The organism is Rahnella sp. CG8 (genome assembly GCF_023701875.1).
In the GTDB taxonomy this organism is placed as follows: Bacteria; Pseudomonadota; Gammaproteobacteria; order Enterobacterales; family Enterobacteriaceae; genus Rahnella; species Rahnella aceris.
The window spans coordinates 167,666-193,718 of sequence record NZ_JABAED010000005.1 but is presented as its reverse complement, the minus strand read 5'-3'; the positions used below and the strand labels follow the sequence as shown (position 1 = coordinate 193,718).

Annotated in this window: 26 protein-coding genes; 13 read left to right on the top strand and 13 right to left on the bottom strand. The window is 51.5% G+C overall.

From position 1 onward, the window contains the following. Nucleotides 1-66: 66 nt before the first annotated feature. The 3 genes from yicI to HGO41_RS07085 all read right to left on the bottom strand — a co-directional run bounded on the left by yicI (nucleotide 67) and on the right by HGO41_RS07085 (nucleotide 5,078). Nucleotides 67-2,391 carry an alpha-xylosidase gene (gene yicI / locus HGO41_RS07095; RefSeq protein WP_015690052.1) on the bottom strand — a complete coding sequence of 775 codons (2,325 nt, stop codon included), beginning with the start codon at nucleotides 2,389-2,391 and terminating at the stop codon, nucleotides 67-69. Nucleotides 2,392-2,421: 30 nt separating this feature from the next. Next, nucleotides 2,422-3,789, bottom strand: coding sequence for a glycoside-pentoside-hexuronide family transporter (locus tag HGO41_RS07090; RefSeq protein ID WP_013575880.1), 1,368 nt, complete (start codon nucleotides 3,787-3,789; stop codon nucleotides 2,422-2,424). 215 nt (nucleotides 3,790-4,004) lie between these two features. Continuing rightward, the gene (locus tag HGO41_RS07085) at nucleotides 4,005-5,078 is read right to left on the bottom strand and encodes a sugar ABC transporter substrate-binding protein (protein WP_013575879.1); all 1,074 of its coding nucleotides are present in this window, start codon (nucleotides 5,076-5,078) and stop codon (nucleotides 4,005-4,007) included. Nucleotides 5,079-5,396: 318 nt separating this feature from the next. On the opposite strand from HGO41_RS07085, the gene HGO41_RS07080 reads away from it, so the two are divergent. Beyond that, a complete protein-coding gene (locus HGO41_RS07080) occupies nucleotides 5,397-6,548 on the top strand; it encodes a PQQ-dependent sugar dehydrogenase (RefSeq protein ID WP_250980899.1) in 1,152 nt (383 codons plus the stop codon). Nucleotides 6,549-6,614: 66 nt separating this feature from the next. Here the strand turns inward: HGO41_RS07080 and HGO41_RS07075 are convergent, their stop codons facing one another. Together HGO41_RS07075 and HGO41_RS07070 are read right to left on the bottom strand one after the other, a co-directional pair. Further along, complete coding sequence (locus tag HGO41_RS07075) at nucleotides 6,615-7,898, bottom strand: MFS transporter (protein ID WP_013575877.1); 1,284 nt, start codon at nucleotides 7,896-7,898, stop codon at nucleotides 6,615-6,617. Further along, the gene (locus tag HGO41_RS07070) at nucleotides 7,895-9,316 is read right to left on the bottom strand and encodes a M20 family metallopeptidase (RefSeq protein WP_013575876.1); all 1,422 of its coding nucleotides are present in this window, start codon (nucleotides 9,314-9,316) and stop codon (nucleotides 7,895-7,897) included. The genes HGO41_RS07075 and HGO41_RS07070 overlap by 4 nt, the downstream gene beginning before the upstream one ends. Before the next feature lie 156 nt (nucleotides 9,317-9,472). Here HGO41_RS07070 and HGO41_RS07065 point away from each other — a divergent pair, with 156 nt between their 5' ends. Next, nucleotides 9,473-10,396, top strand: coding sequence for a LysR family transcriptional regulator (locus HGO41_RS07065; protein ID WP_013575875.1), 924 nt, complete (start codon nucleotides 9,473-9,475; stop codon nucleotides 10,394-10,396). A 3-nt stretch (nucleotides 10,397-10,399) separates the two neighbouring features. Here the strand turns inward: HGO41_RS07065 and HGO41_RS07060 are convergent, their stop codons facing one another. Beyond that, nucleotides 10,400-11,113, bottom strand: a complete 714-nt coding sequence (locus tag HGO41_RS07060) for an HAD family hydrolase (protein WP_250980898.1) — start codon at nucleotides 11,111-11,113, stop codon at nucleotides 10,400-10,402. Nucleotides 11,114-11,205: 92 nt separating this feature from the next. Next, complete coding sequence (locus HGO41_RS07055) at nucleotides 11,206-11,547, bottom strand: GlpM family protein (protein WP_013575873.1); 342 nt, start codon at nucleotides 11,545-11,547, stop codon at nucleotides 11,206-11,208. A 308-nt stretch (nucleotides 11,548-11,855) separates the two neighbouring features. Here HGO41_RS07055 and HGO41_RS07050 point away from each other — a divergent pair, with 308 nt between their 5' ends. Further along, nucleotides 11,856-13,067 carry a serine hydrolase gene (locus HGO41_RS07050; protein ID WP_013575872.1) on the top strand — a complete coding sequence of 404 codons (1,212 nt, stop codon included), beginning with the start codon at nucleotides 11,856-11,858 and terminating at the stop codon, nucleotides 13,065-13,067. Nucleotides 13,068-13,138: 71 nt separating this feature from the next. Here the strand turns inward: HGO41_RS07050 and ybjG are convergent, their stop codons facing one another. Continuing rightward, the gene (gene ybjG, locus HGO41_RS07045) at nucleotides 13,139-13,744 is read right to left on the bottom strand and encodes an undecaprenyl-diphosphate phosphatase (RefSeq protein ID WP_153375778.1); all 606 of its coding nucleotides are present in this window, start codon (nucleotides 13,742-13,744) and stop codon (nucleotides 13,139-13,141) included. Nucleotides 13,745-14,024: 280 nt separating this feature from the next. Between ybjG and HGO41_RS07040 the strand changes: the two genes are divergently transcribed. The 5 genes from HGO41_RS07040 (at nucleotide 14,025) to HGO41_RS07020 (ending at nucleotide 17,300) form a co-directional block, all read left to right on the top strand. Next, on the top strand, nucleotides 14,025-14,540 hold the full coding sequence (locus tag HGO41_RS07040; RefSeq protein WP_119261729.1) for a GNAT family N-acetyltransferase: 516 nt from the start codon (nucleotides 14,025-14,027) through the stop codon (nucleotides 14,538-14,540). After that, a complete protein-coding gene (locus HGO41_RS07035; protein WP_013575869.1) occupies nucleotides 14,533-14,820 on the top strand; it encodes a hypothetical protein in 288 nt (95 codons plus the stop codon). Before HGO41_RS07040 ends, HGO41_RS07035 begins: the two co-directional genes overlap by 8 nt. A gap of 446 nt (nucleotides 14,821-15,266) precedes the next feature. Beyond that, complete coding sequence (gene ompC / locus HGO41_RS07030) at nucleotides 15,267-16,376, top strand: porin OmpC (RefSeq protein ID WP_223509799.1); 1,110 nt, start codon at nucleotides 15,267-15,269, stop codon at nucleotides 16,374-16,376. 161 nt (nucleotides 16,377-16,537) lie between these two features. Further along, entirely contained in the window at nucleotides 16,538-16,903 is a 366-nt protein-coding gene (locus tag HGO41_RS07025; protein WP_112152303.1) for a bleomycin resistance protein, read from the top strand. Nucleotides 16,904-16,988: 85 nt separating this feature from the next. Beyond that, entirely contained in the window at nucleotides 16,989-17,300 is a 312-nt protein-coding gene (locus HGO41_RS07020) for a hypothetical protein (protein WP_250980897.1), read from the top strand. Between the two features lie 60 nt (nucleotides 17,301-17,360). On the opposite strand, the gene HGO41_RS07015 is transcribed toward HGO41_RS07020, so the two are convergent. The 4 genes from HGO41_RS07015 to HGO41_RS07000 all read right to left on the bottom strand — a co-directional run bounded on the left by HGO41_RS07015 (nucleotide 17,361) and on the right by HGO41_RS07000 (nucleotide 20,704). Next, entirely contained in the window at nucleotides 17,361-17,837 is a 477-nt protein-coding gene (locus tag HGO41_RS07015) for a hypothetical protein (protein WP_013575865.1), read from the bottom strand. Further along, nucleotides 17,801-18,166 (bottom strand): tlde1 domain-containing protein, encoded by a 366-nt coding sequence (locus tag HGO41_RS07010; protein WP_013575864.1) that lies wholly within the window; start codon nucleotides 18,164-18,166, stop codon nucleotides 17,801-17,803. The genes HGO41_RS07015 and HGO41_RS07010 overlap by 37 nt, the downstream gene beginning before the upstream one ends. Nucleotides 18,167-18,176: 10 nt before the next feature. Further along, nucleotides 18,177-18,662, bottom strand: a complete 486-nt coding sequence (locus HGO41_RS07005) for an Hcp family type VI secretion system effector (RefSeq protein ID WP_013575863.1) — start codon at nucleotides 18,660-18,662, stop codon at nucleotides 18,177-18,179. Nucleotides 18,663-19,021: 359 nt separating this feature from the next. Beyond that, the gene (locus tag HGO41_RS07000) at nucleotides 19,022-20,704 is read right to left on the bottom strand and encodes an aspartate:alanine antiporter (RefSeq protein WP_013575820.1); all 1,683 of its coding nucleotides are present in this window, start codon (nucleotides 20,702-20,704) and stop codon (nucleotides 19,022-19,024) included. A gap of 323 nt (nucleotides 20,705-21,027) precedes the next feature. On the opposite strand from HGO41_RS07000, the gene ybjM reads away from it, so the two are divergent. Continuing rightward, the gene (gene ybjM / locus HGO41_RS06995) at nucleotides 21,028-21,399 is read left to right on the top strand and encodes an inner membrane protein YbjM (protein ID WP_013575819.1); all 372 of its coding nucleotides are present in this window, start codon (nucleotides 21,028-21,030) and stop codon (nucleotides 21,397-21,399) included. 78 nt (nucleotides 21,400-21,477) lie between these two features. On the opposite strand, the gene HGO41_RS06990 is transcribed toward ybjM, so the two are convergent. Continuing rightward, a complete protein-coding gene (locus HGO41_RS06990) occupies nucleotides 21,478-21,744 on the bottom strand; it encodes a GrxA family glutaredoxin (protein ID WP_013575818.1) in 267 nt (88 codons plus the stop codon). A 285-nt stretch (nucleotides 21,745-22,029) separates the two neighbouring features. On the opposite strand from HGO41_RS06990, the gene nfsA reads away from it, so the two are divergent. The 4 genes from nfsA to potF all read left to right on the top strand — a co-directional run bounded on the left by nfsA (nucleotide 22,030) and on the right by potF (nucleotide 25,845). Further along, on the top strand, nucleotides 22,030-22,752 hold the full coding sequence (gene nfsA, locus HGO41_RS06985; RefSeq protein WP_013575817.1) for an oxygen-insensitive NADPH nitroreductase: 723 nt from the start codon (nucleotides 22,030-22,032) through the stop codon (nucleotides 22,750-22,752). 18 nt (nucleotides 22,753-22,770) lie between these two features. Further along, complete coding sequence (gene rimK / locus HGO41_RS06980; protein WP_013575816.1) at nucleotides 22,771-23,673, top strand: 30S ribosomal protein S6--L-glutamate ligase; 903 nt, start codon at nucleotides 22,771-22,773, stop codon at nucleotides 23,671-23,673. A 148-nt stretch (nucleotides 23,674-23,821) separates the two neighbouring features. Continuing rightward, complete coding sequence (locus tag HGO41_RS06975; RefSeq protein WP_013575815.1) at nucleotides 23,822-24,304, top strand: type III secretion system chaperone family protein; 483 nt, start codon at nucleotides 23,822-23,824, stop codon at nucleotides 24,302-24,304. A 431-nt stretch (nucleotides 24,305-24,735) separates the two neighbouring features. Further along, a complete protein-coding gene (potF, locus tag HGO41_RS06970; protein ID WP_013575814.1) occupies nucleotides 24,736-25,845 on the top strand; it encodes a spermidine/putrescine ABC transporter substrate-binding protein PotF in 1,110 nt (369 codons plus the stop codon). Nucleotides 25,846-26,053 lie beyond the last annotated feature (208 nt).

The window sequence follows — 26,053 nt, the reverse complement described above, 5'->3', positions numbered from 1 at the left end:
GCCGCATAAAAAAATGCCCCGTTCAGTGACGAACGGGGCATGAACACATCGATACCAGAGAATAAATTACAGTGTTATCACCACCGGACCTGCACCGGCAGCCGGGGTCAGCAATATCCCCAGCGCCCCTTCTTTCTGCGCAGCACCGCTCACTTCCCTGACCGATTTCTGATTGCGCAGGCACAGTGTCCAGCCTGATGCCTGGCCTTCCCGGGTTACTGTAATTACGCCATCCCGCCGTTCGGCTTTCAGGATGAAGACGGTTCTCCCGCTCAGATCGGTGATCACGCTTTCTGCCACCGCGCCGTCTTCCAGCTCGAACAGATGGAATTCAGGCTGCTGGCTGTAATCATAATCCGGCTTCTGATTATTACTGCCAAGCGCCAGCAAGGTATTCGGACGAACATATAACGGCAGGCTGTCGAAGCCATGCTGCTGACGATGCCAGCGCGAACCTTCGGCCACGTCGTTGCTCAGAAGGTGCGTCCAGCGGCCTTCTGGCAGATAGAAATTGACATCGCCTTCTTCGCTGAAAACGGGGGCGACCAGCAGATCATCACCAAGCATATATTGGCGGTCAAGATAATCGCATGCCGGATCGTCAGGGAACTCCAGCACCATGGCGCGCATCACCGGTGTTCCGTGGCTGGCAGCCTGGGCTGAAGCGGGGTAGAGATACGGCATCAGGCGGCATTTTAGCTGCGTGAACTGGCGCACCACATCGCAGGCTTCATCGTCATACACCCACGGCACCCGATAGGATTTGCTGCCATGCAGGCGGCTGTGGCTTGAGAGCAGGCCGAACGCGCACCAGCGTTTGTAGATGTGCGCCGGTGCAGTATTTTCGAAACCGCCAATGTCGTGGCTCCAGAAACCAAAGCCGGATAATCCGATGGATAACCCGCCACGCAGGCTTTCAGCCATCGACTCGTAAGTGGCGTAGCAGTCACCGCCCCAGTGAACCGGGAATTGCTGCGCCCCCACCGAGGCGGAACGGGCGAACAGCACGGCTTCGTCTGCGCCGAGTTTATCCTGCAACGTTTCGTATACCAGTTTGTTGTACACAAACGCGTAATGATTATGCATTTTTTGCGGGTCACTGCCGTCGTGCCAGACGACGTCGGTTGGGATACGTTCGCCGAAGTCGGTTTTGAAGCAATCGACGCCCATATCCACCAGACGTTTCAGATGGCCCGCGTACCATTCAGCGGCCTGCGGATGAGTGAAATCCACGATGCCCATACCAGCCTGCCATTTATCCCACTGCCAGACACGGCCGTCAGGGCGTTTGAGCAGATAACCTTTTTCTTTACCTTCACGGAAAAGCGGTGATTTCTGGCCGATGTACGGGTTGATCCACACACAAATTTTCAGACCGCGCGCTTTCAGGCGCTGCAACATACCCTGAGGATCAGGGAAAGTTTGCGGATCCCATTCAAAATCACACCACTGGAAAGCTTTCATCCAAAAGCAGTCGAAGTGGAAAACATGCAGTGGCAATTCACGTTCCGCCATGCCGTCAATAAAGCTGTTGACGGTCGCTTCATCATAGTTGGTGGTAAACGAGGTGGTCAGCCACAGGCCAAACGACCAGGCGGGTGGCAGTGCAGGGCGGCCGGTCAGACGGGTATAACGATCGAGCACTTTTTTCGGCGTCGGGCCATCGATAACGAAATACTCGAGATATTCGCCTTCCACGCTGAATTGCACTTTGGAGACTTTTTCTGAGCCGACTTCAAAAGACACACATTCAGGATGATTTACCAGCACGCCGTAGCCGCGGTTTGTCAGGTAGAACGGAATGTTTTTGTAAGACTGCTCAGTGCTGGTGCCGCCATCGCGGTTCCAGGTTTCGACAGTCTGGCCATTTTTGACCAGCGCGGTGAAACGCTCACCCAGACCATAAACCGTTTCGCCAACGCCCAGATCCAGGCGTTCCATCATGTAGGTTTTATGCGAGTTCGCATCCTGAACATAGCCATTAGATTTCGCGACACTGCCGGTGATCCGGCGGCCATGGCGCAGGAAGTCCAGCGTCCAGTTATTACCTTTGGTGACGCGAACACTCAGATCACCGCTGTGCAGCGCGGCGAATTCATCGTTGTCTTCAAAGCGCAGTTCGGGGGTGTCGGTTTGCATTAACGGATAATGCGGGCCTTTATCCATTTCGCCATCAAAATGAGTAATACGTACACCCATCACGCCGGTCTGCGGCGAGAAGAAACGCAGCGTAAACAGTGGCGAGTCCAGTTGGCTGGCGCGTTCCGAGGCATCTTTCGGCGCAGCATAAATCACCATCTCATTACCGGAGCGTTGTACTTCAAACACCTGAAGCGGGTGTGTGAGTGACAATCCTTCCTGGATCAACCAGTTACCATCACTGATCTTCATAATGTCTCTTCCTTTTAAACTTCATCCAATTTATTTCATAAATTCTTGCTGATTGCGGCGGATGCCTTGTGCGACTTCATCAAGAATGCGGCGTAGCAGCGGGGTACGAAGAATGTAATAGCGTTTACAGATGATGGCGCTCAACAGGTAGCAAACTGCCGGAACCAGGGTGAACAGCGCGATAATGCTGGTCATGGTGGCTGCATTTTGGGTGGCGGCACCGGACTGATAACCAGCACCGGCCAGCATCCAGCCGATCATCGCACCGGCCAGGGCCAGACCGAGTTTCAGAACAAACAGGGTACCGGCGAAGCTGATACCGGTCAGGCGTTTGCCATCGTTCCATTCACCGTAATCTACGGTGTCGGACATCATTACCCACTGAATTGGCGTGACCAACTGATGCAGAACGCCGATAACGAAGATGAAGATAAACATCAGCACGCTGCCGTTCACCGGCAGGAAGAACATGCCGAGGCTCAGAACCGCCAGAATGGCGTTGGTCCACCAGAAAACACTGACCTTACATTTCCAGTCGGTCAGCGGTTTTGCCAGCGCACTGCCTAACAGGTTACCGACGGAATAGACGCCAAGGAACCAGGCGAACAGCACCGGATTGCCGAGAATGTACGTCACGTAATACATCATGGCGCCGCCGCGAACCGCGACCGCAATGATGTTGAGGATGGTCAGCAGGCCGACAATACGCCACTGGTCGTTGTGCCAGATATCACGCAAATCTTCGCGCATGGTGCCGGTCGGTTTGCCCGGATCGATACGTTCTTTGGTGGTGGCAAAACAAATCGCCAGCATCACGGCCGCGACAATCGCCAGCACCGCAATCCCGCCCTGATAACCGAGCGCCTGATTTTCTCCGCCGATCAGTTTAACCAGCGGCATCATCAGCACGGTACTTAACATGCCGCCAGCAGTGGCCAGCACGAAGCGATAGGATTGCAGTGAAATACGTTGCGTCGGGTTAGAGGTAATCACACCGCCAAGGGCGCAGTAAGGAATGTTGACCACGGTATACATCAGCGTCAGCAGGGTATAAGTGATAGCGGCGTAAATCATTTTGCCGGTCATGCTCAGCTCTGGCGTGGTGTAAGTGAATACGCAGACGATGCCGAAAGGAATGGCGCCAAACAGCACATAAGGGCGGAATTTCCCCCAGCGCGTTCGGGTGCGGTCTGCCAGTAATCCCATGCAGGGGTCTGAGATCGCGTCCAGTGCGCGGGCCAGCAGGAACATCGTACCGACATAACCCGCAGGAATGCCGAAAATATCGGTATAGAAAAACATCATGTAGAGCATGACGTTATCGAAAATGATATGACTGGCGGCGTCGCCTAATCCGTATCCAATCTTTTCCTTGACCGAAAGGATTTCTGTACTCATTGCTTCAATGTCCATATGAAAAGGGTGAGTACGTTTTTAACGGTTGGCGGGGGCCTGAGGCTATTGAGATTTTTGTTTCTGAAATTATGTTTCTTTATTTCTGTGATCGCACAGCGCAAACGGAGGAAAGTTGAGCGGGAAAAGTGTGGAGGAAGAGCCTGATACGGGGCGGATACATGCGGAAAAAACCTCCCGTTTCCGGGAGGCTCCGATGTTTATTTTTTATATTTTGCTTCCAGCGTCGCAAACCACGGTGCGGTGAAATCTTCAGATTTACCCCAGCCAGGAATGATTTTGCTCAGACCGGTCACGTTGATGCCGTCCGGTTGGCTGAGAAGCAGAGATTGCGGAATGGTCTGTGCCGGGAATTCATAGGTTGCAGGGGTTTTCTCACCGGCAATTTTAAGCGCCACAATTCGCAGGTTAACCGCGCCAATCAGCTGTGTATCCACTGCAGCGGTCATCTGCCACGGGCTGCCTTTTTCGCGCATCAGTTGTAAATCCTGATTCGATACATCAATGCTGTAGAGTTTGATCTCGGTACGGCCATTTTCTTTCAGTGCTTTATACGCGCCCTGACTGAAGGCGTCCCATGCGCCCCAGATGGCATCAATCTGACCTTTCGGGTATTTCGCGAGAATTGCACCGACTTTGTTAGCTGTGTCGCCCTGCACGTCAGAAGACACTGCGCCGATCGATTCCAGCTGATGAATGCCCGGATTCTCTTTCAAAATAGCTTCGTAGGTTTTCTGGCGTCGTTCCATTGGCGGGAAACCGGCTACCCACAGTTTGACGATATTAGCCTTACCGTTGAAGTCTTTCACCAGCTGACCGACAGACGCTTTCGCCAGTGAGGCATCGTCCTGACGGGTGACGGTCACGCCTGGAATGTTTTCCGGCACCTCGGTATCAAATGCGGAAACCGCAATACCCGCTGCCGCAATGCGTTTTGCCAGCGCTTCGGAATACGGGCCGCGTCCCTGGGACAGGATAATGCCGTCGTATTTCTGGCTGATGGCCTGATTCACGAAATCCTGAAATTTGGCGTCATCGCCATTACTCAGAAAGGTATCCACTTTAAAGCCAAGTGCGCGGCCTTGTTTAATGGCACCGGCCAGGAACTGCGTGGTGTTATCGTCGGAGCCAAGATTACGGATAACTGCGATGCGCACGGGACCGTTGTGCTGGGCGATAGCCGCCGGAACGGGCGCAGGTGTTTCACCGGCAGCGAAGGCCGGTACAGTGGAAAACAGGCTTAATGCCAGCAGGGATGCGGATATTTTTTTCATTATTGAACAGCTCCGTCGGACGCGATGTTTTTTCTGGTGTTTTTTTTGGTAAATCCGGGAAGGCAATGCGGCTTTCCAGATTGAGGATGTACAGAAGTCTGTCTGTCTGGACGTCTATTCTGTCGGAGCAGTTTACCGGTATGTTACGAAAGAAGGAATGCTTTGTTGTTATTATATTTAACAGTGTTGTTATTCCTGTGGGTTATAGCGGATGCGCAGCCTCTGAGCAAAATCAGGCACATGGCCTAAACTGAATTTTTGTCTGCGATTTTTACATTGATTGTTCATTCCTCTAATACAGCCTCCGGGAGAAGCCTTATGCCATTTTCTTTCCGCGACACCTTATTGCCTGCTTTTGCGCTGGTGATGTTAACCACCAACGTCTCTGCTGCGCCGAAATCCCCCGTCCCGCCGCCACTTGTCAGCGCGCAGGTCACTGAACTGGCAAAAGGGCTGGATCACCCGTGGTCACTGGCTTTTTTGCCTGATAATCAAGGGGCGCTGATTACCGAACGCAGCGGGCAACTGCGACTTTGGAAGCAGGACGTTGGATTATCCGCACCGCTGAAAGGTGTACCGGCCGTGTGGGTCGCCGGGCAGGCCGGTTTGTGGGATGTCCGTTTGTCGCCAGATTTTGCCAGTAACCGCCGGGTGTATCTCACCTTTGCGCAGCCGGGTGAAAAAGGTGAACCGCATGCTGCGCTGGGCTATGGCACGTTGACGGCGGACAATAAAATCCTGACGAATTTTAAGGTCATTTTCGTACAGCAACCGGCGTTGCAAAGCGGTATTAATCTCGGCGGGCGCATCGCCTTCGATCAGAAGGGAAATATTTTCCTGACGACCGGTGACAATAATCAGCGCATCAACGCCCAGCATCTGAATCAGTTGCAGGGCAAGATTTTGCGTCTGACACCGGAAGGCGGCGTGCCGCAGGATAATCCGTTTGTTCAGGACAAAAGTGCGAAGCCGGAAATCTGGACTTTCGGCAACCGTAATCCGCAGGGACTGGCAGTTAATCCGTGGAGCGGGGTGTTGTGGGAAACCGAACACGGTCCGCGTGGCGGCGATGAAGTGAATCTGCTGAAAGCGGGTAAAAACTACGGCTGGCCGCTGGCAACCTTCGGGATTAACTATTCCGGGCAGCCGATCCCCGAAGCCAAAGGCACCACATTAGCGGGGGCGGAAGATCCGATTTATTACTGGGAAGTTTCACCGGCATTAAGCGGCATGGCGTTCTATAACGTGCAAAAATTCCCGCAATGGAAAAACTCGCTGTTTATCGGTGCGCTGGCAGGAGAATCGCTGATCCGCCTGACGCTCGACGGCGAAAAAGTCACGCATGAAGAGCGTTTACTCAGTGACCGTAAGGAACGGATCCGCGAAGTGCAGGTGGGTGCAGACGGATTTGTGTATGTGCTGACCGACGATCGCGATGGCAAGTTGCTGAAGGTGGCACCGCAGGGTTAAGTCCTGAAGGGTTAACTCAATAAAAAGGCGGGCTATTTCAGCCCGCCTCAGTTTCAGTCAGCGCAATCAGCGTTGCGTTCTTTGCGCCTTGAACAGGGCCCAGACGCTGAGCAACCCGACCATCATCAGGTAGTAGCCCGGTGCCAGACTGCTGCCGGTGGCGGAAATCAGCAATGTACAGATGAATGGCGCGAAGCCACCAAACACGGTTACGGCGACGTTGTAGCTGATCGCCATCCCGCTGGCGCGGGTGGTGATCGGGAACAGGTCAGCCATCATCGACGGCACGGTGGAGAAATACACCGATTTCAGTAGTGCCAGCCAGCTTATCAGCAACAACAAGGACATCGCCGAAGTGTGTTGCAGCATCAGCCAGAATGCCGGATACACGGTCAGCAACAGCAGAATAAGCGATCCCCACATCAGCGGCAGACGGCCAATTTTCTCCGCCCACAGGCCCATAACGGGCGTTACTACCGTCAGGATAATCCCGGCTGCCAGTGTGGCGCTGAACCCCGCCGAAGCAGGCAGATGCAGTGTTTTGGTGGCATATGTCGGTACGTAGTTCAGCATATAGTTGATGGCAGTAGACACCACCATCAGGCCAATCGCGGTAAAGAACAGGCCTTTTTGCGCACGCACGATTTCTTTCAGTGGAGACGCGGTTTTCTCGGCCTTGCTGAAACTTTCCGATTCCCGGATATGACGGCGGATGTATAAACCGACCGGCCCGATCAGCAGCCCGAAGATAAACGGAATACGCCATCCCCAGTCCTGCAGTTGTGTTTCACTCAGCACTGCCGATAAGCCCAGCCCGAATGCCGATGCCAGCAGCGTACTCGCACCCTGTGTCGCGAACTGCCAGCTGGCGATAAACGCTTTGCGTTCCGGGAAGTGTTCGACCAGAAAGGCCGTCGAACTGCCGAATTCACCGCCTGCCGAGAAGCCCTGAATCAGACGAGCTGCCAGGATTAACAACGGAGCCGCCATGCCGATGGTTCCGTAAGACGGCGTGATAACGATAATCAGGCCGCCGATCATCATCAGGCTGATGGACAGCAACAGTGAGGCTTTGCGTCCGTGTTTGTCGGCATACGCACCCAGCACAACCGCGCCGAGCGGGCGGATCAGGAATGACACGCCGAAACTGCCAAACGTCAGTAACAGGGAAACGGTCGGATCGGATGTCGGAAAATAGGCGTGAGCAATGTAGCTGGCGAAAAAACCGTAAATCGCGATATCAAACCATTCCAGCGCGTTACCGATACAGGTCGCAAAGAGGGTTTTCATCAGGTTTGGCTTTTCTGTCGCGTTGCCGGTTGTATGGGATGACGCCGTTAACTGGCTCATTTGGCACCTCCGGCGTGATCAATATGCTGAGCGAGCAGGGCGGTACCATGCTCGCCGAAATCCCATAACAGACGGGTCATGATCGCCAGCCCCTCGCGGGCGACGGAAATCAACATGTGCTCGTTGACGCCATGCTGACCGCAGGCCGGATACGAATGCGGAACCCACAACGTCGGCAGGCCGAGAATATCGGCAAAAACGTCATTGGGCAGTGAACCGCCGAGGTTCGGTAGCAGCGCCGGTTTTTTGCCGGTAGTTTGCTGCATGATGTTCAGCGCCCAGCCGACCAGCGGGTCGGTCGGGTCGAAACGGGTGGCCGGTGAACCGCGCATAAATTCCACTTCAACCTGTGGGAAACCCTGTGCATCAAGATGGTCACGCACGTGTTTCGCCAGGTTTTGCCAGTCAGTGCCGACCACAAACCGTAGCTGACACACTGCCGTGGCGTTGCCGGGAATCGCGTTCATCGGGCGCTGCGGATTACCGGTCAGGAATGACAGCACTTCCAGCGTATTCCAGGCATACAAACGCTCGGCTGGCGTCAGACCGGCTTCTCCCCAGTCCGGGTCGATCTGCGGATCACTTTCGCCGCCACCGACGTCAACATCACGGAGAATGTCTCGCACTGCCTCACTGACTGCCGGCGGTTTAAGCGCTTCCACCTGCAACTGACCCTGCTGACTGACCAGCGAGGCCAGCGCATTGGCCAGCTGAATGCCGGGATTGGTCAGCAGACCGCCCCAGTTGCCGGAGTGATAGGCGTTGTCGCGGGCATTGATGGTCAGACGGAAATTGACCGCACCCCGCGAGCCGAGGAACAGCGTCGGGCGCACAGCACTCAGGCGCGGGCCGTCGGAGGCCAGGAAAATGTCGGCGCTGAGTTGGTCGTGATAATCGCGGCACAGTTCGGCCAGCCCCGGCGAGCTGATTTCTTCACCCATTTCGAACAACAGTTTGCAGTTAAAGCCGAGACGGCCACCACGTGCTTTGAAGATTTGTTCCAGCGCCGCAATATTAACGCTGTGCTGGCCTTTGTTGTCGGCGCTGCCGCGTCCGTACCAGCGGTCACCTTCTTCTTTCAGCGTCCATGGCGACAAATCACTGCGCCAGTTTTCATCGTCGCCGAACACCACGTCGCCGTGGCCATAGCTCAGTATGGTGGGCAATTCGCTGTCTTCAATGCGCGTAGCAATCAGGAAAGGACGGTTGGCAGCATGAGGATTTTCCACGCTGAGCAGGCTGAAACCCATCGCCGAAAGTGCCGGTTTAATCTCTTCATCGAGATAACGTGCCAGTTCAGCGTCTCGCTGATTGCTCTGGCTTTCGGTGGCAATAGCCACCCTGCGTGCCAGTGTTCTTTTGTATTCACCCTGATCGAACCAGGCTAATGCCTGTTCAACGATATTTTCCGCTGTCATGAATAACCTGCTTTTTAATGTTTTGAGGATTTATTGTTGGTTTTTTTAGCAGTTTCACTCTACGCGCGGCGCAAGCGTTGCCACAATAATAATAATTGCAACTTAGCGTTGCTTTTATTGTAATGCTTGTCTGCACAGTTATGAGGCAATACGGCCATGCAAAGTACGGAAATTCGCTACTTCCTGGTAGTGGCAAACACCGGTTCGCTGAGTGCGGCGAGTAAGCAATTATTTGTCGCAGTGTCTGCCATCAGTCGCCAGATCCAGCGCCTCGAAGAACGTATCGGTGCGCCGCTTTTTGAGCGTCATGCCCGCGGCATGGTGCTGAATGATGCCGGACAAATTCTGGAAAACCATGTGCGCAAAAGCATGATGGACATGGAACACGCCATGGCAGAAATCCAGGGGCTGAACGCGGTACGCCGCACGGTGATCCGCATGGCCTGCACCGACGGGCTGGCGTTTGATTTGCTGCCGCAGCTGTTTTCACAGTTCCGGCTGAACAATCCGGGTGTGATGTTTTATCTCAACGTCGGCACGGCGGTTGAAGTGTCGGAGATGATCCACAACGGCGAAGTGGAACTGGCGTTGCAGTTCAGTCTGGCGGCGGAGCGCGGTGTGGATATTCTGGCGTCTTTTCCCGCGCCGGTGCGCATGGTGATGCGTCCGGATCATCCGCTGGCGGAATCTGAGGTGCTGCTGACGGATTTGCACCCGTACCCGCTGGCGATGAACGAGCAGGGCAGCACCATCCGCCAGTTGTTTGATTTGTCCTGCCGGATGAGCGGCATTTTTCTTGAGCCTGCGGTGAGTTGTAACCGTTTCTCGACGTTGTACGATTTTATGGTGCAGACACCGGGCGCGATTGCGGCATGCAGCCATTTTTCCATTATGTACAAAGCGCGCCGCGACAATTTGCGGGTGAAACCGGTGAATATTGAACAACTGAGTCAGCGTACGTTGCAGTTGCAGTCACCGGCAGGCAAGCGGCGTCCGGCGGCACTGAGTCAGTTCATCGATTTTATTCGTGATGAACTGACGCGTGAAAACGAGAATTTTATTCGTGATTTCCGGCTGTAGCCGTCAGCATGCGTCTTGTTGCCGATGCGCGTAGCGTGACCAGTGCAGGTTGTGCCAGCCTTTTGCAGCAGCGAGCTTTTGCAGGGGCTCGCTGGCATTAATGACCGTAGCGACATCGGCAAACTCCAGCAAAGGCTGATCATAAAGCGTATGGCTGTAGGCGAAAATTTGCTGATAGAACGTCGGCTCGCGATTCTCCAGCCACAGTTTTAAGCGCTCAAGACGCCCCTCATGAAAGGTCAGTTTACCTTCGACCCTGCCGCTGAAACGCTGGTTAACGATACCGGCTTGCAGCCCGAGTCCGGCATTCGCACCCAGACGTCGGGCGACCGGCATGACCAGATGGTCGCCCGATGCGGAGATAATCAGGATTTCATCCCCGCGCATACGGTGCCAGTCGAGCCGTTCACGCGCCTGCGGATAAACCCGTGGCATGATATCCCGATGGATAAACCGCTGAACCCAGTTCGCCACAGTGGCACAGTTCAGGCCGCTCATGGGCTGTAACGTCTGAGAAAGATAGCGGCGGTAACGCTCGGTGGTTTGCGGGCAAATAACACCGCTGGCCGGAGTATTGTGCTGATGAACGACATTCAGCCGGTAATGACTGAGTTCATCGCGGGGGGCGTAGCCCTGCGAAACCAGCCAGTGCAACCACAGATTGTGGCTGTCATCGCAAATCAGCGTGTGGTCGAGTTCAAATATTGCGAGATCCATGGGGCGGATTCCCTCATCTGAAAGCCTTCATTCAGCGTAGCGCAATTTCAAATATTGAGTGTTTTGTGAACAACATTGTCACGCGATCTTCATCAGGCGTGAAAGCGAGTCCACAGGCTTATCAGCAACCATGCTGCCAGTGACCAGCAGACCACGGCGCCAAACAGGGCGTAGGGGAGTTTCATCGAGCCGATGAAGAAATAGAGAGAAATCAGATACACCATGTAAGGGATAACGGCCCACAGTCCGAAAATAATGGTGGTGCGCAGGGCTTCAATGCTGCGTTCGGTGCCGACGATATAATGGGCAATCAGTGCAAAAGTGGGGAACAGCGGAACCAGTCCGGCAATGTAATAATTGCGGGTTTTAGACAACACGCCGATCAGAATCACAACCAGTGCGCCAATCAGCGCTTTTACCACCAGACCTGTCATTGATGCCCCTGCGCCTGTTCACTCGCATTGATTTCTGTGGTGAATAAGCCCTTTATTGTTATAGGTATTTTGTATGTGATTTACAGACAAACTGCCCCAGCCGGATGGAATGGTCAAGTGCTTACTGCTGTTTTTATCGTCAGTTGAATCTGCGCAAGCAGCGGAAAACTCTACTATTCTTAAGATCTTTACACTATTTAGGTTTATTCCCGACCCGGAAAGCAGTAGGTTTTACCTCTGACAGAGTTGCACAATCTGATTGAAAGATAAGATAAATTTCAGTTACCCGGACAAAAGCGCTGATACCTATGACAATTTCTTCCCAATTCAAACGGACTTTCATTTACGCGCTGGGCGGTGGAGTATTGCTGCTGGCGCTGCCTGCCGCTCAGGCGGATAACGCCCCGGTCGCGCCGCAGATTAACGCGAAATCCTGGGTACTTATGGATTACAACAGCGGGAAGATCCTGACGGAATCTAATCCCGATGCGCGTCTTGACCCTGCCAGCCTGAGTAAAATCATGGTCAGCTATGTGGTAGGGCAGGCGATCAAATCCGGCAAAATCAAATCAGATGATCTGGTTTCCGTCGGTAATGACGCCTGGGCAACCGGCAATCCGGTGCTGCGCGGCTCCTCCCTGATGTTCCTCAAACCGGGCGACCGCGTGCCGGTTTCTGAGCTTAACAAAGGTATTGTGATCCAGTCAGGTAACGACGCCAGTATTGCGCTGGCGGATTTTGTGGCGGGCAGCCAGGATTCATTCGTCAATCTGATGAATCGCTATGCCGAACAACTGAAACTGCAAAACACCCATTTCAAAACCGTTCACGGGCTGGATGCGGACGGGCAATATACCTCAGCTACTGACATGGCCCTGTTGTCGCAGGCGCTGATCCGCGATACGCCGGATGAATATGCGCTGCACAAAGAAAAAGAATTCACCTTCAATCACATCAAGCAGATTAACCGCAACCGCCTGTTGTGGAGCTCTAACCTGAACGTTGACGGCATCAAAACCGGTTACACGTCGGGCGCGGGCTACAATCTGGTTTCTTCCGCCAGTGATTCCACCGGCATGCGTTTAATCGCTGTGGTGATGGGTGCGCCAAGCGACAGGATCCGTTTTAATGAAAGCGAAAGCCTGTTGACCTGGGGTTTCCGTTTCTATGAAACGCTCACGCCAATCAAGGCGGGTGATGCCTTTACCAGCCAGCGCGTCTGGTTTGGTGAGGAGAAAATGGTGCCACTCGGCGTGGCTGAAAATGCCTCGCTGACCATGCCTAAAGGCCAGCTGAAGAATCTCAAGGCCAGTTTCAATCTGACCAGTCCGCAGCTTGAAGCACCGCTGGCGAAAAATCAGGTAGTGGGTACAGTAGATTTCAGTCTGGACGGCAAGGTCATCGAACAGCGTCCTCTGGTGGCGTTGCAGGAAGTGAAAGAAACCGGTTTTATTGGCCGTATCTGGGACTTCGTGATGATGAAGATCAGTGGATTGTGGGGCAGTATTTTCGGCAAATGATAATCTGCTGACATAAAAAACGAGGCTCAGGTGGCCTCGTTTTTTTATGCTTTGAATAACGGAGCAGGGGATCAGTGCTGAACCCAACCTTTCTTGATCGGGAAAGCAAAACCGAAACGGTAAACCTTGCACATCAGGGCATTAATCGGTTCGCCGAACAAGTTCCACACCAGTTGCGCGAACAGGCACCCCAGCATACCTACCAGGAAGCCGCCCAGCATATCCAGCGGCCAGTGCACACCAAGGTAAACGCGTGACCAGGCGATCGACAAGGCGGTTACCATCAGTAAAGCACCTGACCAGACACGGTGCCAGAACAGGAAGGCCAGTGCGAAGGTGAAACTGACTGTACCGTGATCACTCGGGAAGGAATCGTCCGGTGAATGATGCAGGAAGTTATAACCAAAACCTTCCACAAAAGGACGGGCATGAGGGAACAACATGGAAAACGTTTTAGCCGTCGTCATCGCAAAAAGAAGCGCAATGGCTGTCTTACTGATCATTTCGCGTTGCTTATCGATACGCTCCTGATGGCCCCACAGCCACAGGCCGATAATCAGCAGCGGGACAATCATAATCAGGTCATTAGCCAGAAAAGTGGCCAACTGAATCAGCGCTTTCGGCGAATCCGGTGTGGCGTTAATCCATAGAAAAATCAAATGATTTAGTTGCTCCATAATACTACCCTCATTTATACAGGCCAAAATAGCCATCAAAAGAATCCGGTAACTTGCTGACAGGACGAAAAAATTTCAGATACGTTAATTTGTGCTGCCCTGCAGGTAAAGGGGTCTGGTCTGAATATCCGCATTCATTGAATAACGGTATAGTTTCACGATGAAATAGAGTGTAAAGAGAAGAACTTAAGGAAGCCTTAAGCGGATGGTCATACCCCCTGATCGGGGGACAGACAAAGTCTGAATACGGTAACGAGTGATTTCACAGGAGAGTGTCAGAATGGAGATTCGTGAGGCTGATATCGGCGATTTAAGCCTGTTGCAGCGCCTGGGGCGGGAGACCTATCGCCATTATTTTGGTAGTTTATGGCAAAGCGGGGACGAACTGAATGCTTTCCTGGAGGAGGGTTTTGGTGATGAGGCGCTAGCCCTGAGCCTGGAAAGTCCGGATTGCTGCTGGCTGGTTGCGCAGGATAACGGTGAGGCGGTCGGTTTCGCCAGACTGAATTTTAATACGCCGCTGGACGTTGCAGAAGGTCAGGGGGCGAAGTTATGCAAACTGTACTTCACCCCGCTGAACCGTTCGCGTGGTTTGGGATCTGAAGTTTTTGCCTTCGCCGAACGTGTGGCAAGAGCGCGTAACCAGCCCGTTCTCTGGCTTGATGTGTTGCAAAGTAATTTGCCCGCCATCGGATTTTATCAGCGTCAGGGGATGCATCTGGCGGCTGAGACGACATATGTCACCGCCACCCAAACCACCCGGTTGTGGATCATGAAAAAGGATATCAATGATTAAATTACGCCTCGGCGGTCTGTTTATCACACTGGAAGCAGGGGAGGATATTCCTTATGCGCCGGAATTTTGTGAACATTATACCTACCTTCTCCACCCGGTTGACGGTGGCTATGAGATTTTGCGCTACGATGCTTATTCCGGCTGGCATAGACGTCCTGACCAGCTATTTGAAGATGGTCATCAGGCATTTGTATTTGCCTATCAGGCGTACGAAAAGGAATGGAATCAGACCGACGGGCGTTTAGGCGGTAAAGGCCAGCGCCTCGAACGGATTATGTAATAACCTGTTCTTGCGAATAGTCATCTACAGCCCCTATTTCAGGGGCTTTTTGTTGTCCTTAATGCAACCTTATTTTTAGAAAAATACAAAACATGACAGAGAACAGGCTGAATTCTGTGAATTATGTTTTCATGCCATAGTATCGCGGTGAAATTATTATAGGATTTAAATATCACTGTGAGAATGATATGAAATCACTCCAGGTCAAACAATGCCGTAACTGTATGTTTTTAATTGTCTTATTATTGTGTTGTGGGCAGTTTTAAACTTAAACAAACACCAAACGAAAGGTATTTCAAAATTTTTCTGGTTGCAACGAAACTTACCCTCGTTTATTTTTACGCCCATCTGTCCGGCCCGAAGGAGAAATATAACTTCATGGTGGCGGATAATAAAATTGCCGGACGGAAATTTAAACAGTTTATAAATAATCAAGGATATTGATGATGAAATTACGCGCGCTTTCTCTGGTAATTCCCGCACTGATGATGGCCGGCACTGTTGGCGCTGCCGAAATTTATAATAAAGACGGTAATAAACTCGATCTGTTCGGTAAAGTCGACGGCCTGCATTATTTCTCCAGCGATGACAGCGCTGACGGTGACCAGTCATATATGCGTTTAGGTTTCCGTGGTGAGACTCAAATCAATAATGAACTGACCGGTTACGGTGAGTGGGAATATCAGGCTTCCCTGAATACTGCAGAAAGTGAAGATGCAAACAATTTCACCCGCGTAGGTTTTGCCGGTCTGAAATTCGGTCAGTGGGGCTCACTGGATTACGGTCGTAACTACGGCGTGATGTATGACGTGGCAGCATGGACGGATGTTTTGCCTGAGTTCGGTGGCGATACCTACGGCGCGGACAACTTCATGTTCCAGCGTGCGAACGGTGTACTGACATACCGCAACAAAGATTTCTTCGGCGTGGTCGATGGACTGGATGTGGCGGTGCAGTATCAGGGCAAAAATGGCAGTGCGACTGAATCTAACACTGGCCGCGATGTCCTGGCGCAGAATGGTGACGGCTACGGCATGTCCCTGACATATGATCTGGGCGAAGGTTTCAGCGCAGCAGCAGCGATGATGGCGTCTGATCGTACCAGCGAACAAAATGGCCGTAACAATCCGGCAATCATTGGTAACGGTGATAAGGCAACGGCTTACAGCGGCGGCCTGAAATACGACGCAAACAATATCTATCTGGCAGCAATGTACACCCAGAGCTACAACGCCAACCGTTTCGGTAAAGCGGGCAGCACGGCTTACGGTTACGCGGATAAAGCACAAAACTTTGAAGCCGTTGCACAGTACCAGTTCGATTTTGGTCTGCGTCCTTCGATTGCGTATGTACAATCACATGCCCGAAATGTTCCGGGTTACAGCAACCAGAACCTGACTAAATATGTTGATGTAGGCGCGTCATACTTCTTCAACAAAAACATGCTCACCTACGTTGATTATAAAATCAATCTGATGGATGACACCCGCCTGACCCGCGACGCCGGCATCAATACCGATGACATTGTAGCCGTCGGTCTGGTTTATCAGTTCTGATAAGCCGGCGCGCCCCTGTTAGTTTCAGGAACCGCGAGCCATGTGTCTGATTCCCCTGCCAGTTGGCAGGGGATGACTCACTGACTTTTCCTTCTTTCCTCATCCTTCCCACTCAGGCATCATGGCGCAACATTCAATGCATTACTGCTGATGAGGCCAGGATGACCGACTACGCCACCCCTAATCTTCCTTCCCGTAATTTCGAAGAAACCCAGTGCTTTTATGGCAGCTTTGGATTCATTACCACTTACGTTGATGACGGCTGGCTGATCATGACCCGCGGAACCCTTACGCTGGAATTCTTCCTGCACACGGATCTCGACCCGCTCACCAGCTGGTTCAGCTGCTGCCTGCGCGTCGATGACGCCGATGCACTTTTTGATGCGTTTATGGCGGCAGGAATCGGGCAGGATAAAAAATCCCATCCGCGCATTCATCAGCCAAAAATGCAGCCATTCGGGCTGAGAATGGGCGCAATGATCGATATCGACGGCACGCTGGTGCGGGTGATTGAGAATGAGAAATAAGCGCTGAAACACGTTCAGATACTCTTCAACTCACGTTAAATTTTCGCTATGTTATTGAAGTGAATATGATTGAGGAGATGAAAACGTGATAGTTAGAACATGGCACGGATGCGTACCCGTAAAACATGCAGCAGGATTTGCTGAACATCTGCAACTGACGGGCGTCCAGCATTCTCAGGGTATCGAAGGCAATTTAGGCGTTTTGGTCAAAAGCGTTTCGCAAGGGGATTGGGAGCATTTTTTCCTGGCAACCTACTGGCGGGATATCGAAGCGGTAAAAGCCTTTGCCGGTGATGACTATCATGTTTCCGTGACCTATCAGGACGATGAACAGTTTGAACTACTGTCTGATCCTTATGTATTTCAGCATGAGGTTGAGGGTGTGGTGGGGTTGTAGGGAAAAATGTTATCTGACTGCCCGTTTCTGAGGCAGTCAGAGGATATTAAGCCGGTGTGGTTAAAACCCGCGTTCTACCGTGATATAACCGCCAAAGCCTACAGAGCATTCATCATCATTTCTGAATGCCGATCCTATGAAGATATTTTCCTTTCCAGCGTTATCTTCAAAAGTGAATTTCACTATCAGGTTGTAGACATTGCCTTCAGTATACGTTGAATAATAATCCTTCCACGTCATTCCCGTTTGATCTTTCCCTGACTCGACCTGATCTTTTTTGGCAAGTTGAGCTGCCAAAGCAGGGGTTACTTTCGTTTTACTTATTAACGTCATGAGTGTTTTTTGGTTATTAACTGCTCCAACGTCAACATCTAATTCATACTGCATAGCATCTTTCATGGCAGATTCAATGTATGAACCAGGCTTCATGCAAATATCTTGTGGTTCCTGTGCCATTGTGCTGAATGCGACGCCATTCAGGAAAAAAAGAAGGATATATTTCATTTTACGGTTAACTCCCTGTCGCCGCTTGCCCATATTCTTTTCCTTTCAGTGAGACTGGTTACAATACAGCCACTTGATGCCTCGCCGGGGTGCTGACTGCTATCTCCATGAATTTTAAATGCGTCCCGTCCGCACATATTATTGCTGCTGGAAGGTGTCAGAGATAATGAGTATTTTCCGGTTCTATGGGAGGTATGAGGCGAACCAATCTGATAACTACCTCTGGGTAAAGGTCCCCGGTCCTTAAGGCATTCCTGTGCCGGGTCATTTTTATAACCAGGTGCGCCAGCATAAGAACCGGTGAACTGATAAGTCCCGTCATGATAAAATTTCCGGGAGCTGACTTCATAAGTCCATGACATATATTATCCTTTATGCTCTTTCATTCCAGGTATCAGAATGGACTATATTTCCGTCCAGATAGTGCCAGATTATCTTTTCATAGCTTAATTCAACGTATTCATGATGAGTGTGGCGTTCGAATAATTCATTCTTGATGTCATGCATAAAAGGTTCGACAGATATAACCTTTACATTCTCTAATGTTACGCGGAAATATTCTTTCTCCTGTCCCCCATAATCAATGCAATAAAATTTAAACTCAGCATTCTTTAACGTCTGACCTGAAGAGACTGCTTTGTAGAGATAAGGGCTTGAGGCATCGACCTCCTTTTCAAACGCATAACCGCAATGGATACGTTTTGCGATGAGTTTCCCCGTCTGTGAATCGACGGGGACTTCAACTGCATGCATCAGTTCTAAAACCTCGATGCTGCCTTCTCTCTGAAGGATATCTACCGAACCTTTGATGTCTGTACCATCATCGTACTTAAGCCATAAATAAACAGGTATTGCCATTTTAACCTCCCGGAAAGTAATGAATGCCGGAAGCGAAATTACGCGCGTTGGAAGCAAGTTTCTTTTAAGTCCTAGTGCTTTAGGTATTTTTAAGACTGTTTGCAGAAAGGATTTTGCGTTTAAGCACGCAGAACGGCGGAGGTGTGATGAATTTGAAATCTACAGTAAGCAGAAAAGAAAAAACCCGGCAATCTTGAACCTAATAAGGCGGGATTGACGGGCTCTCCAAATTTGGGGACTTCAAAGAAAAGCAGTGGCACTAATTAAGACTCTGGCTAACTTTAAAAGTTCGTGCGAGGGGGCAAAAATTTAAAAAAATATTGATTTTTTTTTGCCCCATTACACTTCAATGAGTTACGTCATGCACCGGGCCAGATGATGACGATTAGCGTACCGGCGAGCGTCAGTAATACGTTAGCAATGGCATAGGTTCCTGCATAACCGAGTGCCGGAATGTTACTGCGTGCCGTGTCGCTGATGATTTCCATCGCCGGAGCGCAGGTTCGTGCACCCATGATGGCTCCGAACAGCAAAGCGCGGTTCATGCGTAAAACATATGCCCCGAAGATGAAGCAAATCACCACCGGCACCAGGCTGACAATCAGGCCGGAAAGCAGCATCTGGCCGCCTATTGCGCCGAGACCATTATTGATACCCGCACCTGCACTGAGGCCGACACCCGCCATAAACACCATCAGGCCAAACTCTTTCACCATATTTAGCGCGCCCTGCGGGATATAACCGAAAGTAGGGTGGTTGGCTCGCAGGAAGCCGAGCATGATCCCGGCGAACAGCAGTCCGGCGGCGTTACCGATGCCAAAACTGAAGTTTTTGAACTGGAAAGTGATGAGGCCGATCATCAGGCCGACAATAAAGAAGGCGCAGAAGGCCAGCAAATCCGTGAGCTGACTGTGTACGGAGATAAACCCGATACGCTCCGCCACGCTTTTCACCCGTTTTGCGTCGCCGCTGACCTGCAACACATCGCCTTTATTCAGCACGATACTGTCATCGATAGGCATTTCAATCTGACTGCGGATCACGCGGTTGAGGAAACAGCCCTGATCGGTGAGATTCAGTTGACTCAGACGCTTGCCGACCGCGTGGTTATTCTTGACCACCACTTCTTCGGTCACGATACGCATGTCGAGCAGGTCGCGGTCAAACACTTCCTTACCGTTACGGAAACTCGGGTCGAGGCGTGAATGTGCGTCCGGATAACCGACCAGTGAGATCTCATCGCCCACCTGCAATACGGCGTCGCCGTCCGGTGTCGCCAGGATGCCATTACGGCGGATTCGCTCTATATAGCAGCCAGTCTGACGATAGATCCCCAGTTCACGCAGGTTTTTGCCATCGGCCCAGGCCACCAGCTCCTGTCCCACGCGATAGGCGCGGATCACCGGCAGATACACTTTTCGTTTACTGTCGGTATCCAGGCCACGCTCGCGCGCGATCTGCTGGGCGCTGGTAGGCAAATCCTGATGTTGCAGCTTCGGCAGATAACGTGCGCCGAAAATCAGGCTCACCAGACCGATGAGATAGGTCAGGGCGTAGCCCAGGCTCAGGTTATCCAGTTCAGGCCCGAGCATCTTGTTACCGCCCATGGTATTACGCAGCGTGTCTCCGGCGCCGACCAGAACCGGGGTTGAGGTCATTGAACCCGCGAGCATCCCGGCGGTGAGGCCGATGTCCCAGCCGAACAAACGTCCGAGTCCGAGTGCCAGTAACATGGCGCTGCCGACCATCACCAGTGCCAGCATGAAATAATTTTTGCCGTCACGGAAGAAAATGGAAAAAAAGTTTGGCCCTGCTTCGACGCCTACGCAGAAAATAAACAACATAAAGCCGAGGTTGAGCGCTTCAGTATTAATACTGAAATGCTGCTGACCCAAAAGCAGCGAAACCACTAATACGCCGATAGAATTTCCGAGCTGAACGGAACCCAGGCGAATTTTCCCCAGGCACAGACCGAGTGCCAAAACCACAAATAATAACAGGATGTAATTCCCGTTTAACAAACTAGCGACGTTTATATTCACAAGGATAACTTATTGTTTACCAACAAATTCTTGATATAGGAGAATGTAAAGGATAAATTCAGAAACAGAAAATTCCTACTCAGGATCGCACGGTCTGTTTCAGCCCCGGCGGGGTGGAAAATTGGGTTTCGGGCGTCATTTTAGTCACAGAACGCCAGTTCAGCCAGAGAAATGCCCGTATAAATCTTCTGAAAGCTTTTTTTGTGTTTCGCGGGAGTGCGGAACGCTCTGGGGAAATGAGCCAGAAGGCTCTGACAGGTAACAAAGAACGCATTTTATGCAGAGAACCTGTGAAATCTCGCCAACTTTAAGGAGGAAGTAAAATGGCAATTTGGCGAAAAGTGGTAGCCCCATTAATTTGTTGCACAATGTTCTTAATTATTTTTCTTATGTTAAAAAATGGCTGGATTATTGTTAGAAATATCGCGCCAGGCCCGGAATATGGCCTGTTATTATTTTTAATTCCCGGCGTGGTGACGTCGCTGATTTCCCGCGATTCGGCGATATTTTCGTCCTTTGTCGGCGGGCTGGTTTCCATCCCTGTGTGCTTTTTATTGCGCATGGCCTTTTATCCACGCGTTCGTCCGCTGATGCAGGAACTGGCCTATGCCACCAGTGCGATATTTTGGTGTGTTCTGGGCGCTATGCTGGTTCATTTGCTGGTCATTGCTTACCGGCAGTTCAGGCAACACTGACATGTCATGATGTAGAAGCCATAAAAAAGGCGCTCACTGAGCGCCTTTTGGCTGTGTATATCTTTATTTTATCGCGGATCAGTTGCTGAACAGCGCCAGATGCTCTTTGGCATAGGCTTCGAAGTCAGTACAGCCACCGATGTGTTTCTGATCGAGGAAAATCTGCGGAACGGTTTCTACCGGTTTACCCACGGTTTTTTCCAGGTCGGCTTTAGTGATGCCTTCCGCGTGAATATCGATGTAGCGGAAGTTGAAATCATCACGTTCTTCAGTCAGTTTTTCAGCCAACTCTTTAGCGCGTACGCAATAAGGACAGCCAGGACGCCCAAAAATTACTGCAAACATGGAGACTCCTTTGTTAATGCCAACAAGATAAATGAAAGGGGAATGTCTGTTTTTGTTAACCACATCACCTTTTTGATGTCGCTACTATGCCTGTTACAAACCATAAAAAAAAGCAGGAATTACCTGTCAGTCCGATACCTTTGACCTATCTGAATGAACCGGCAGTCTTTTTCAGACACAGCACATTGTTACAGCTACAGGTGCCGGAATCCTTGCAAACGGTGCTCACAGCATGAATGATTGGGGCAACTTTTTTATTTATCCTTACCGCTCAGGAATTTTTTAATGACGCCGACCATCGATCTTCTGCGCTCACACCGCTCCATCCGTGCTTTTACCGATCAACCGGTCCCGGACGAGCAACGTGAAGCCATTATTGCCGCCGCTCAGGCTGCTTCGACTTCGAGCTTTCTGCAATGTTATTCGATTATCCGCGTGACCGATCCTGTGCTGCGGGAGACGCTGGTGCAGTACACCGGTGGTCAGAAATATGTCGCCAGCGCCGCTGAATTTTGGGTTTTCTGTGCTGATTTCAATCGTAATTTACAGATCAACCCTCAAGCCGAGCTGGGTCTGGCCGAGCAGTTGTTACTCGGTTGTGTGGACACCGCGCTGATGGCGCAAAATGCCATGACGGCGGCGGAGTCACTGGGGCTGGGCGGTGTGTTTATCGGCGGTATCCGTAATCAGGTGGAAGACGTAGTGAATCTGCTGAAACTGCCTAAATTTGTGATGCCTTTGTTTGGTTTATGTATCGGAACCCCCGCGCAGGATCATCAGGTCAAGCCGCGTATGCCGCAGTCTCTGCTGGTGCATGAAAACAGCTATCAGCCGGTAGATAAAGAGCAACTGGCAGAATATGACGACGCGCTATCGGCGTATTATCTGCAACGCGACAGCAATGCCCGACGCGATACCTGGAGTGATTTGATTATTCGTACCCTTAAAAAGGAACAACGTCCGTTTATGCTGGACGCATTGCACAAGCAAGGTTGGGCAACACGCTAAACGGCGACGGAGTGTTGGATGAAAATTGCAATTCTTTCCCGTGACGGGTCGTTGTATTCGTGTAAACGCCTGAAAGAAGCGGCTGAAGCACGCGGACATGAGATCGACATTATCGATCCACTGTCCTGCTACATGAATATCAATCCTGCTGCGCCCAGCGTGCACTATCGCGGGCATCAGCTGGATAAGTACCATGCGGTGATCCCACGAATTGGCTCCGCGATTACCTTCTATGGCACAGCGGTGCTGCGTCAGTTTGAAATGCTGGGCAGTTTCCCGCTGAATGAATCGGTGGCGATCACCCGGGCGCGCGATAAATTGCGTTCCATGCAGATTCTGGCGCGTGAAGGCATTGATCTGCCGACGACCGGTTTTGCTAATGCGCCGGATGACACCGCTGATTTGATTGCGCTGGTCGGTGGTGCGCCGCTGGTGGTGAAGCTGGTTGAAGGAACACAGGGGATTGGTGTGGTGCTGGCAGAAACCCGTCAGGCGGCAGAAAGTGTCATTGACGCATTTCGCGGCCTGAACGCGCATATTCTGGTACAGGAATATATCCGCGAAGCAGAAGGGCGCGACATTCGTTGTCTGGTGGTGGGGAAAAAAGTGGTCGGAGCGATTGAGCGTCAGGCCAAACCGGGTGATTTCCGCTCGAACCTGCATCGCGGCGGGACGGCCACCAATGTCAAAATTACGCCGCAGGAGAAAGACATTGCGGTTAAAGCCGCGCAGACTCTGGGGCTGGACGTCGCCGGGGTCGATATTTTACGTTCAAACCGCGGGCCGCTGGTGATGGAAGTCAATGCCTCGCCGGGGCTCGAAGGGATCGAAGCCACCACCGGTCTGGATATCGCCGGTATGATGATTGACTATATCGAACAAAGAGCGCGGCCGGGATTCCGTCTGAAATCCGGTGGCTAATTCTTATTCCCGTGCGTTAAATGTCCATCAATCCGGTAATGATCGTAGCGCTGACCGGCAATATTCCGTAAGCTATGACCCCTTCGTAATGCCGCTGGCGTTACGAAGGGTTTGTTTTTTTCGTTGTGTTGAACTCGTGAGGCATTCTATGGATTCGCTCATCGTCCCTGATTTAGCGCTGCTGCGGCGCTGGCTGGATCAGCTGGGCATCTCTTTTTTCGAGTGTGATTCCTGTCAGGCTCTCCATTTGCCGCATATGCAGAATTTTGACGGCATTTTTGATGCCAAACTCGATATTGTAGATAATGTGATTTTGTTTTCTGCACTGGCCGAAGTCAAACCGACGGCGTTGATCCCGCTGGTGGCCGATCTGAGCTCGATTAATGCCAGTTCACTGACCATTAAAGCGTTCGTGGATATTCAGGACGACAATTTGCCGAAACTGATTGTTTGCCAGTCACTGACGATTGCAGTGGGTGTGACGGAAGAGCAGTTTGCTTTCTTCCTGCAACAGGCTGAGGAGCAGATGTCGATGATTATTCTCGAAGCGCACGCCAATGACCTGCTTTTCCTTGGCGAGGAAGAAGAAGGCATGCCGGTCACTTCTGTGAATCTGCCTTTACTGCATTAATTTTCCATTTCCGGACATTCATTTCCCCCCTCTGAAGATCCTTTCCTGCGAGCCGTGCTTATTGCGGCTCCGCTGCCTTTATCCGCTTTCGCCATAAGTTATGCTGCATTGGTGTGGTTGTTGCCAGATATTTCACTTTGTTAAAAGGCAAAATGCCAGACGGTATAGACTAAATCTGCATAATTAATCGATAAACGCCGGTTTTGTCTCAGGAGGCTGGTACACAAGGGTTGCAGGCGCTATGCTTCTGACTCTGCATCAAGCGTGATTACGTCGTAAAACCAAACGGTTAATTCGCAGGCAGCGTATGCGTCAACGTTGAATGCCTATGCATATTCCATGGGTGTCGGTTGGCAGTTGTGTGAAAGGTTTTGTATCCGTCTCAATGATACAAATTCGATTTATATTCCCTGTCTTGGAGGTAGTAACGGATGTTCACCCTGCGTAAAAAGTGGTTATCGGGTGTTGTCGCCGGCCTGGTTATGGCTGCGTCCGTCACAGCGTCTGCGGATGAAAAAACGCTGCATATCTATAACTGGTCCGATTATATCGCACCAAATACCGTGCCTGATTTCCAGAAGGAAACCGGCATTAAAGTGGTTTACGACGTGTTTGATTCCAATGAAGTGCTGGAAGGCAAACTCATGGCAGGCAGCACCGGCTTCGATCTGGTGGTACCGTCGGCCAGCTTCCTCGAACGTCAGCTGGCGGCTGGTGTGTTCCAGCCTCTGGATAAGAGCAAACTGCCAAACTACAAAAATATGGATCCTGAGCTGCTGAAGATGGTGGCGCAACATGATCCGGGCAACAAATACGCGATCCCTTATCTGTGGGCGACCACCGGTATCGGCTATAACGTCGATAAAGTGAAAGCCGTACTGGGTAAAGATGCCCCGGTAGACAGTTGGGATCTGGTGCTCAAGCCTGAAAACCTCGAGAAACTGAAAAGCTGCGGTGTTTCCTTCCTCGATGCCCCTGCGGAAATCTACGCAACAGTCCTGAATTATCTGCATCTGGATCCGAACAGCACCAAAGCATCAGATTACACCGGTGCAGCCAACGATCTGCTGCTGAAACTGCGTCCGAACATCCGTTATTTCCACTCTTCTCAGTACATTAACGACCTGGCGAACGGCGACATTTGTGTGGCAATCGGCTGGGCTGGTGATGTGATGCAGGCGGGTAACCGCGCGAAAGAAGCGAAAAACGGTGTGAACGTGGCGTACAGCATTCCCAAAGAAGGGGCGCTGGCCTTCTTCGACGTGTTTGCTATCCCGGCGGATGCTAAAAATCTCGATGAAGCCTATCAGTTCCTCAATTACCTGATGGAACCAAAAGTTATCGCGCAAATCAGTAACACCGTTTACTACGCCAGCGGAAACAAAGCCGCGACACCACTGGTTAACGAAGATGTGCGTAACAACCCGGGCATTTATCCACCGGCCGATGTTCAGGCGAAACTCTTCACCCTGAAAGTTCAGGATCCGAAGATTGACCGCGTGATCACCCGTTCGTGGACCAAGGTTAAAACCGGCAAATAATACTCTTCATCCTTCAGGCTGCCTCTGCGTTGGCTGCGCGAACGCGCCCCGGTCACTGACGTGTGTCAGCTCCCGGGGACTTGCTCACTTGCCGCCTTGATGCAACCAGAATGATTTTGAGTATCGTTAACGCGGCTCCGCTTATTGATGGCGGGGCCGCTGACGTTTTGCTTCCGGCTGTATTTTGGGTATACCGATCAGGCACTTT